Raw genomic sequence first — 8,367 nt, 5'->3', positions numbered from 1 at the left:
GAGGGTGCGAGGGGGGAGGAACAGGGGGTCAGCACTCGATGACGTTCACCGCGAGGCCGCCCTCGCTCGTCTCCTTGTACTTCGTCGACATGTCGGCGCCGGTCTGACGCATCGTCTCGACCACCGCATCGAGCGAGACGTAGTGGCTGCCGTCGCCACGCAGCGCCAGCCGTGCGGCAGTCACCGCAGTGGACGCCGCGATCGCGTTCCGCTCGATGCACGGGATCTGCACGAGCCCGCCGATCGGGTCGCACGTGAGCCCGAGGTGGTGCTCCATCGCGATCTCGGCGGCGTTCTCGATCTGCCGGTTCGTGCCACCCATCACGGCGGTGAGTCCACCTGCTGCCATCGCGCATGCTGACCCGACCTCGGCCTGGCAGCCGCCCTCGGCGCCTGAGATCGACGCGTTGGCCTTGAACAGCGATCCGAGCGCTGTGGCGGTCAGCAGGAACCGACGGATGCCGCGGCGGCGGTTCGCCTCAGCGGTCTGCTCCGCGTCGAGGGCGTCACCCGCCGAGATCGCCGGCGTTGCGGCATCCGGTCCGAACCCGAGCAGCGCACTGCCGACCAGCTCGCCGTACGGGGTGACGGCATTGCCGGCGCCGAGCCCGGAGTCAGCCAGGAACCGCCACCAGTACATGGCCACGGCGGGCAGGATGCCGGCGGCACCGTTCGTCGGCGCGGTGACGACGCGTCCGCCCGCGGCATTCTCCTCGTTCACGGCGAGCGCGAACGCGCCCAGCCATTCGCCGGGGAGCTCTCGGTGCCCGTCGGACTCGGCTTCCTCGAGCTGCCCGCGGATCACGCCGGCACGCCGCTTCACCTGCAGGAAGCCGGGCAGCACACCGTCCGCGTGCAGGCCGGCGTCGACGCAGCCGGACATCGCATCCCAGATGGCGTCGAGCCCGGCAGCGACCTCTTCCTCGCTGCGCACCGACGACTCGTTGAGCCGTGCGAGCTCGGCGATCGAGAGTCCGTGCTCGTCGCAGAGCGCGATCAGCGAAGCGGCATCCGCATAGGAATACGGATACCCGGCCGAGGCGATCGCGGCGCCCTCACCCTCGCGCCGGATGAAGCCGCCGCCGACCGAGTAATAGGTCTCCTCCGCCACGACGGCGTCATCGGCCGACCATGCCGTGATGGTCATCGCGTTCGGGTGCCCTGGCAGGCGCGTGCGAGGCGTGAAGACGATGTCGGCCTTGGCGAACGGCACCTCATGGCGGCCGTCGAGCGCGAGCATCCCGCCATCGGGGAACTCGGTCCACGCCGAGCGGACCTCCTGCGGGTCGCATGTCTCGGGGGCGAGTCCGCGCAGGCCGGCGACGACGGCATCCGGAGTCCCGTGTCCGATCCCGGTCGCACCGAGCGAGCCGAAGAGCGTGCTACCAACGCGGGCGACGTCTTCGAGGGAACCGTCGGCGGTCAGCCGGTGCACGAAATCGAGCGCGGCTCGCATGGGCCCCACGGTGTGCGAGCTCGAGGGCCCGACGCCGATGGAGAAGAGATCGAATGCCGACACATACGCTGTCACGGGTCCAGGCTAGCCGCATTCGGCGATTCGGTTCACCTACATTAACTGGATCGTTGTCGGCGCCCTCGAGCGGATGCACTACTGCACGCGCGTCAAGCCCCTTCATCGGACGCACGGGCGACGGCATCCTGGTCGTGACCGCAGCTCGAAAGGACGATCATGACGAACAGCACGCCTGACCAGGACAGCACCTCTACGCAGGACGACGCGGAGACGCAGGCGCCGACGCCGACGTCGCCGCCTGCATCCGAGGAGGCAGGACACCTCACTGCGGAGACCCCGGAACAGGCCGAGTCGCCCGAGCAGGCCGACCCGGACGAGATCCCGAGCACGGAAGAACTCCAGGAGCCGAGCACCGAGAAGGACCCGGGCGAGGAGCCCAAGGCCCCGCAGCGCGACGAGCCGGAGCCCGACCATGAGGCGGTCGGCATCGGCGTCGTCGAGACCGAGGAACCACAGGCCGACTGAAGGGGCTCGGCCCTTCGACAGGCTCAGGGACCCAGTGGGGCGACAGGATCAGGGACCCAGCGGGGCCGGGGCCGAATCACCCTGGGTCGCTGAGCCTGTCGAAGCGTCGGATGCTGCTACTCGACGAGCTTCCCCGCGGTGTCGACCTCCCGCATGAGCTCCGCGATCTCCGCGGGGATCTCGGGGATCGCCTCGTGCGTGATCCCTGCGGTCGGCGACCAGACCAGATTCACCTGCAGCGTGGGATCGGTGTCGGGGAAGTCGCTGCGGTTGTGGCATCCGCGGGTCTCGCGCCGTTCCAGCGCGGCCTCGAGCGTCGCCCTGGCAGCGAGCGCTGAGGCCTTGAGGTCGAAGGCGTGCGCGAGATCCTGGAATCCGGCGATGTCGGGGTGGATGCCGATGTCCTCCATTCGCCCCTCGATCATGTCGAGCTCGGCGAGGCCGGCGCGAAGACCGTCCTCGTCGCGGACGACGCCTGCATGCTCGGTCATCGTGTTGCGGATCGCGCGCTGCAGGGCACGCACGTTCTCGCGTCCGTCCGCGGCCAGGAGGTCGGCGATCTCGGCCCGCGCCGCAGCCACCGCTTCTGCCGACCGGTGCTGGGCTTCCAGTCCGGCCGCGTGATCCATCGCGGCCTGCCCGACGATGCGGCCGTAGACCAGGAGCTCGATCAGCGAATTGCCGCCGAGCCGGTTCGCGCCATGCAGGCCGCTCGACGCCTCACCGATCGCGTAGAGGCCCTCGACGTCGGTCTGGTGATCCTCCGGCCGCACCCACACTCCGCCCATCGAGTAGTGCGCGGTGGGTGCGATCTCGATCGGATCGGTGGTGATGTCGAGCATCTGCAGCTCCATCATCGTCTGGTAGACGCGCGGCAGCCGGGTCATGATCGTCTCGCGCGGCAGGTGCGAGACGTCGAGCCAGACGCCGCCGTTCTCGGTGCCGCGCCCTTCCTTGATCTCGGTGTACGCGGCGAGCGCGACGCGGTCGCGGGTCGAGAGCTCCTGGCGCTCCGGGTCGTACTTCGCCATGAACCGTTCACCCAGCGCGTTGCGCAGCACGCCGCCCTCGCCTCGGGCCGCCTCGGAGATCAGCGTGCCCGCCGCGTTCTCCGGCTCGATGATGCCGGACGGATGGAACTGCACGAGCTCGGGGTCGCGCAGACGGGCGCCCGCGTCGACGGCGAGGCGGAACGAGTCACCGGTGTTCTCATCGCGGCGAGAGGAGGTGCGGCGCCAGATGCGGTTGTGGCCGCCGGCGGCGAGGATCACGGAGTCGGCGTGGATCAGGTAGCGGGTGCCGTCGGCCTGATCGAACCCGTAGGCGCCGAAGATCACGTTGTCGCGCACGAGCAGGCGGGTGATGTAGACGTGGTCGAGGATGGGCACCTCGAGCTGCTCAGCGCGGCGGACGAGCGTGCGCTGGATCTCGAGTCCGGTGTAGTCGCCGGAGAATGCCGTGCGGCGGAAGGTGTGCGCGCCGAAGAACCGCTGCGAGATGCGGCCGTCGTCCTCACGGGCGAAGTCCATCCCCCACCGTTCGAGATCGCGGATGCCGCGCTCGGCGCCCTGCGTCACGATCTCGACCGTGTGCGGGTTGGCGAGCAGGTAGCTCTCCTTGATCGTGTCAGCGGCGTGCTGCTGCCAGCTGTCGTCGGCGTCCATGGTGCCGAGGGCCGCGTTGATGCCGCCGGCGGCGAGGGAGGTGTGGGCATCCTGTCGGGGGCGTTTGCCGACGGCGAGGACGTCGATGCCGTGTTCGGCGACCTCGATCGCCGCGCGCAGCCCGGAACCGCCGGTGCCGATGACGAGGACCGTGGTGGAGATCTGACGTTCGCGTGTACTCATACGAGCAACGCTAATTAGGGCATCCTAATAACTCCAATGCATAGTTCCTCTTCGAACCATGTTGGTAGCCTATGGATATGAACCTGGAGCAGTTGCGCGGGTTCGTCGAGGTCGCCCGCCTCGGCCACTTCACCCGCGCCTCCGAGCACCTCCACCTGGCACAGCCATCGTTGAGCCGTCAGATCTCCACGCTCGAACGCGAACTCGGCACCGAACTGTTCCATCGAGCACGCGGCCACATCGCCCTCACTGCCGCCGGCGAGACGCTGCTCCCCCGCGCACAGCGGATGCTCGCGGAGGCCGATGCCATCCGCGAGGAGATGGACGAGCTGCGGGGCCTGCGGCGCGGACGCGTGCGGCTCGGCGCACCGCCGACGCTCTGCATCAGCCTCGTCGCCGAGGCGATCAGCGTCTTCCACGACGCGCACCCCGGCGTCGATCTGCACCTCATCGAGAGCGGTTCACGGCTGCTGGTCGAGCAGCTCGCGGTCGGGGCCGTCGACATCGCACTCATCACCGAGTCGGACGGCCCGCCGCCCTCCGGCTTCAGCCTCACCCGCACGCCGCTGCTCACCGAAGAACTCGTCGTCGTCTCGGCAGCATCCCGCCCTCCGGTCGCGGTGACTCCCGCGATCGGCCTCGAGCATCTCGCGACGCTGCCCATGATCGCCCTCGACGAGACGTACGAACTGCGTGCGACGACGGATGCCGCCTTCCGCTCGGTCGGGCTCACCCCGACGCACGTGCTCGAAGGGGCCGAGATGGATGCGGTGCTGCGTTTCGTCGAGCGCGGAGTGGGGGTCGCGGTCGTGCCAGCGATGGTGCTGCTCGATCAGCCGGCGCTGCGCTCGGTGCGATTGACGCATCCGATGATGACCCGCATCGTGAGCCTCGCGCATCGATCGGATGTGACGCCGACCGTCGCGGTCGCCGCGATGCGCGACGTGATCCTGTCGACCGCGGCGGAGGTCGCTCGTCGCGACCCCGCCATCACCTCGCTGCTGGACTGATCCACCCCCTCGGCCTCGCCCTCGGGCCGCGAGAGGTCACAACATGCCGCAAGTGCGCGCCCGGACACGGCGCGTCATGACCCCTCACCCGAGACGGCACGCGCCAAGGCCGCACGCACGAGAACTTCTCCGACCGCGAACAAGACCGTCCGCGCCCGCGAGCTCGCCGGACCCAAGCGCGAGAGGTCACCACACGCCGCAAGAGCGCAACCGAACGCGGCGCGTATTGACCCCTCACCCGAGACGGCACGCGCCAAGGCCGCGCACACGAAACCCTCCCAGAACCCGAGAGGTCAACACACGCCGCGAGCGCGCGCACGGCTGCGGCGCGTATTGACCCCTCAGTGAGACGAACGAGCACGCGAGCCGAACGAGCCCGAGCGGTCAGACCCGTACGGAGAGCTCCTCGCGCACGAGGGCCGCGCCGGCGCTGAGAGCGCTCATCTTCCCGCGGGCGACGTCGCGCGCGAGCGGCGCCATGCCGCAGTTCGTGCTCGCGATCAGCTTGTCGGCATCCACGAACTCGAGCGCATCCCTGAGCGTCTCTGCGACCTGCTCCGGCGTCTCGATCGTGTCGCTCGCGACGTCGATCGCTCCGAGCATGACCTTCTTGCCGCGGATGAGCTCGAGGATGTCCAAGGGCACGTGGGAGTTGCGGCTCTCGAGCGAGACACCGTCGATGGTGGACTGCTGCAGCAGTGGGAACGAGGCCTCGTACTGGCGCCATTCCGCTCCGAGCGTCGCCTTCCAGTCGGTGTTCGCCTTGATGCCGTAGCCGTAGCAGATGTGCACGACGGTCTCGGCGCGCAGGCCCTCCGCCGCGCGTTCCAGCGTCGCGACTCCCCAGTCCTGCAGCTCGTCGAAGAAGACGTTGAACGCGGGCTCATCGAACTGGATGATGTCGGCACCGGCAGCCTCGAGCTCGCGCGCCTCCTGATTGAGGATCGTCGCGAACTCCCACGCCAGCTTCTCGCGGCTCTTGTAGTGACGGTCGGCAAGGGTGTCGATCATCGTCATCGGACCGGGAAGCGCCCACTTGATCGGCTGGTCCGTCTGCTGTCGGAGGTACTTCACGTCGTCGACGAACACGGGCTTCTGACGGCTCACGGCCCCGACGACCGTCGGCACGCTCGCGTCGTAGCGATCGCGGATCCGCACCGTCTCGCGCCGATCGAAGTCCACCCCGTCGAGATGCTCGATGAACGTCGTGACGAAGTGCTGGCGGGTCTGCTCGCCGTCGCTGATGATGTCGAGACCGCGGCGCTGCTGCTCCTGGACGGCCACGCGGAGCGCATCCTGCTTGCCCTCGGTCAGGGCATCGCCCTCGAGCTTCCACGGCGACCAGAGGGTCTCGGGCTGCGCGAGCCATGAGGGCTTCGGCAGGCTGCCGACGAGCGCGGTGGGGATGAGTGTGTTCATGGTCGTGAGGCTCCGCAGATCAGGCGACAGGTGTGGGGGCGTTCGCGGCCCAGCGGTCCAGCACGTCCTGATGCGGCGTGATGAAGTGCTCCGCGGTGTGCTTTCCCTGGGCGCGGGCGAGCTGATTGCGCTCGACCCGGTCGTAGGCGACCTTGGTGCCGGAGTAGTCGTCCTGCTCGAGCGTCGGTCGGTAGGTGCTCGCGGCGGCCGAGTTCGCGTTGTAGATCTCCGGGCGGTAGATCTTCTGGAACGTCTCCATCGTGCTGATGGTGCCGATCAGCTGCAGGTTCGAGTAGTCCGTGAGCAGGTCGCCTCGGAAGTAGAAGGCGAGCGGCGCAACACTGCCGGGGGGCATGAAGTACCGGACCTTGAGCCCCATCTTCCCGAAGTACTCGTCGGTCAGGGAGTAGTCGTCCTGCTGGTACTCGACGCCGAGGATCGGGTGGTGGTTCGCGGTGCGCTGATATTCCTTGCTCGTCGAGACGCTGATGCAGATGACGGGCGACGCGGTGAACCGCTCGCGGTATGCATCCGAGGCCAGGAAATGCTGGAAGAGCTTGCCGTGCAGCACACCGAACTCGTCGGGAAGAGTGAACGTGCCAGCGGCCTCGGTGACGGCCGGCAGCAGCACGCTGAAGTCGTAGTCGCGCACGTACGACGAGAAGTTGTTGCCGACGATCCCCTGATGGCGCACCCCGGTCGTCCGGTCGAGGATGCGGATGTCGAGGACCTCGAGCAGCGGGAACGCCTTGTCCTCACCATCGGTGGTGAACTCGAGCTCGACCGAGACGATCTCGAGCTCGACGCTGTAGCGGTCGCGGGTCGGGTTGTCCCAGTGGGCGAGGTCATTGAAGCGACGGTCGATCATCGTGAGCGCGTTGCGGAGGTTCTGCTGCCGGTGCTCGCCCCGCGCCAGGTTGGCGAAGTTCGTGGTGATGCGCGAGTTCTCGGAGGGCGCGTAGTCCTCATCGAAGCGGGTGGTGGTGATGTTGAACGTGAATTCGTTCGCCATGAGCGGGCCAATCTGATGCCTGTCGGCCGAGGTCGGCCGTGCGGAAGTCTGCACTGCCATGGTGCATCCCCACCGCGAATATCGAGTAACTCGCCGGGGCTATGCGTTGTTATAGTCTCTCCCTATGGCTCGAACCCCCAGCATCACCCTCCAGCAGCTCCTCTACTTCATCGAGGTCGCCGCCGAGGGGTCGATCAGCGCGGCGGCCGATCTGCTCTACGTCTCCCAGCCGACGATGTCGGCGGCGATGAAGGATCTCGAATCCCGGGTGGGCCGCACGCTGTTCCTGCGCTCGGCGCGCGGCGTGACACTCACCGACGACGGTGCGGAGTTCCTCGGCTACGCGAGGCAGGTCACCGAGCAGGTGGCGCTGCTCGAACAGCGCTACCTCGGCCGGCCGCCCTCCAGGCGCCTGCTCGGAGTCTCGGCGCAGCACTACTCGTTCGTCGTCGAGGCGTTCGTGCGCATGGTCAAGGGCAGCGATGCGGCCGAGTACGAGTTCTCGCTGCGGGAGACGCGCACCTGGGACATCATCGAGGATGTCCGCACGCTCCGCAGCGAGCTCGGCATCCTGTACCGGAACGAGTTCAACCGGAACGTCATCGACAAGCTCCTCCGTGACTCGGGGCTGGCGTTCCATCCGCTCTTCCTCGCCGATCCGCACATCTTCATCTCTCGGAAGAACCCGCTCGCCGCACGCGACCACGTCACCCTCGACGATCTCGCCGAGCTGCCTCGGCTCACCTTCGATCAGGGCGCGAACAACTCGTTCTACTTCGCCGAGGAGATCCTCTCCACCCTGTCGAGCCCGCAGGAGATCCGGGTCTCGGATCGAGCCACCATCTTCAACCTCATGATCGGCCTCGACGGCTACACGATCTCGACGGGCATCATCAGCGACGACCTCGACCCGGAGATCGTCGCGATCCCGCTCGACATCGACGAACGGATCGAGATCGGATGGATCGGGCATTCCGCGATCCCGCTCACCGAACAGGCGCAGCGCTACCTCGCGGAGCTGCGCGCCGTGGTGGCGGGCTTCGGCGTGGAGCTGCTCGGGTAGCCCCCGCACCCTCCCCC

Annotated in this window: 7 protein-coding genes; 3 read left to right on the top strand and 4 right to left on the bottom strand. The window is 68.0% G+C overall.

Going from position 1 to position 8,367, the window contains the following annotated elements:
• Nucleotides 1-28: 28 nt before the first annotated feature.
• Nucleotides 29-1,531 carry an L-serine ammonia-lyase, iron-sulfur-dependent, subunit alpha gene (locus RS83_RS00110; protein WP_045277465.1) on the bottom strand — a complete coding sequence of 501 codons (1,503 nt, stop codon included), beginning with the start codon at nucleotides 1,529-1,531 and terminating at the stop codon, nucleotides 29-31.
• A 159-nt stretch (nucleotides 1,532-1,690) separates the two neighbouring features.
• On the opposite strand from RS83_RS00110, the gene RS83_RS00105 reads away from it, so the two are divergent.
• Nucleotides 1,691-1,999: a hypothetical protein gene (locus RS83_RS00105; protein ID WP_045277464.1), complete on the top strand. Its 309-nt coding sequence runs from the start codon at nucleotides 1,691-1,693 to the stop codon at nucleotides 1,997-1,999.
• 116 nt (nucleotides 2,000-2,115) lie between these two features.
• Here the strand turns inward: RS83_RS00105 and RS83_RS00100 are convergent, their stop codons facing one another.
• Nucleotides 2,116-3,846, bottom strand: a complete 1,731-nt coding sequence (locus RS83_RS00100) for an L-aspartate oxidase (protein ID WP_045277463.1) — start codon at nucleotides 3,844-3,846, stop codon at nucleotides 2,116-2,118.
• 71 nt (nucleotides 3,847-3,917) lie between these two features.
• On the opposite strand from RS83_RS00100, the gene RS83_RS00095 reads away from it, so the two are divergent.
• Entirely contained in the window at nucleotides 3,918-4,856 is a 939-nt protein-coding gene (locus RS83_RS00095; protein ID WP_082071452.1) for a LysR family transcriptional regulator, read from the top strand.
• A gap of 384 nt (nucleotides 4,857-5,240) precedes the next feature.
• Here RS83_RS00095 and RS83_RS00090 read toward each other — a convergent pair whose 3' ends face one another.
• Together RS83_RS00090 and RS83_RS00085 are read right to left on the bottom strand one after the other, a co-directional pair.
• Nucleotides 5,241-6,275: a methionine synthase gene (locus RS83_RS00090; RefSeq protein ID WP_045277461.1), complete on the bottom strand. Its 1,035-nt coding sequence runs from the start codon at nucleotides 6,273-6,275 to the stop codon at nucleotides 5,241-5,243.
• A 19-nt stretch (nucleotides 6,276-6,294) separates the two neighbouring features.
• Nucleotides 6,295-7,287, bottom strand: coding sequence for a DUF1852 domain-containing protein (locus tag RS83_RS00085; protein ID WP_045277460.1), 993 nt, complete (start codon nucleotides 7,285-7,287; stop codon nucleotides 6,295-6,297).
• A 124-nt stretch (nucleotides 7,288-7,411) separates the two neighbouring features.
• On the opposite strand from RS83_RS00085, the gene RS83_RS00080 reads away from it, so the two are divergent.
• Nucleotides 7,412-8,350 (top strand): LysR family transcriptional regulator, encoded by a 939-nt coding sequence (locus RS83_RS00080; RefSeq protein ID WP_045277459.1) that lies wholly within the window; start codon nucleotides 7,412-7,414, stop codon nucleotides 8,348-8,350.
• Nucleotides 8,351-8,367 lie beyond the last annotated feature (17 nt).

Source organism: Microbacterium oxydans, assembly GCF_000956525.1.
GTDB classification, from domain to species: domain Bacteria; phylum Actinomycetota; class Actinomycetes; order Actinomycetales; family Microbacteriaceae; genus Microbacterium; species Microbacterium oxydans_A.
This window is presented reverse-complemented; position numbering and strand designations above follow the sequence as displayed.

Coding starts and splice junctions, on each gene's coding strand:
- RS83_RS00090 (WP_045277461.1), bottom strand. CDS start 6,275: ATGAACACACTCATCCCCACCGCGCTCGTCGGCAGCCTGCCGAAGCCC.
- RS83_RS00080 (WP_045277459.1), top strand. CDS start 7,412: ATGGCTCGAACCCCCAGCATCACCCTCCAGCAGCTCCTCTACTTCATC.
- RS83_RS00100 (WP_045277463.1), bottom strand. CDS start 3,846: ATGAGTACACGCGAACGTCAGATCTCCACCACGGTCCTCGTCATCGGC.
- RS83_RS00095 (WP_082071452.1), top strand. CDS start 3,918: ATGGATATGAACCTGGAGCAGTTGCGCGGGTTCGTCGAGGTCGCCCGC.
- RS83_RS00105 (WP_045277464.1), top strand. CDS start 1,691: ATGACGAACAGCACGCCTGACCAGGACAGCACCTCTACGCAGGACGAC.
- RS83_RS00085 (WP_045277460.1), bottom strand. CDS start 7,287: ATGGCGAACGAATTCACGTTCAACATCACCACCACCCGCTTCGATGAG.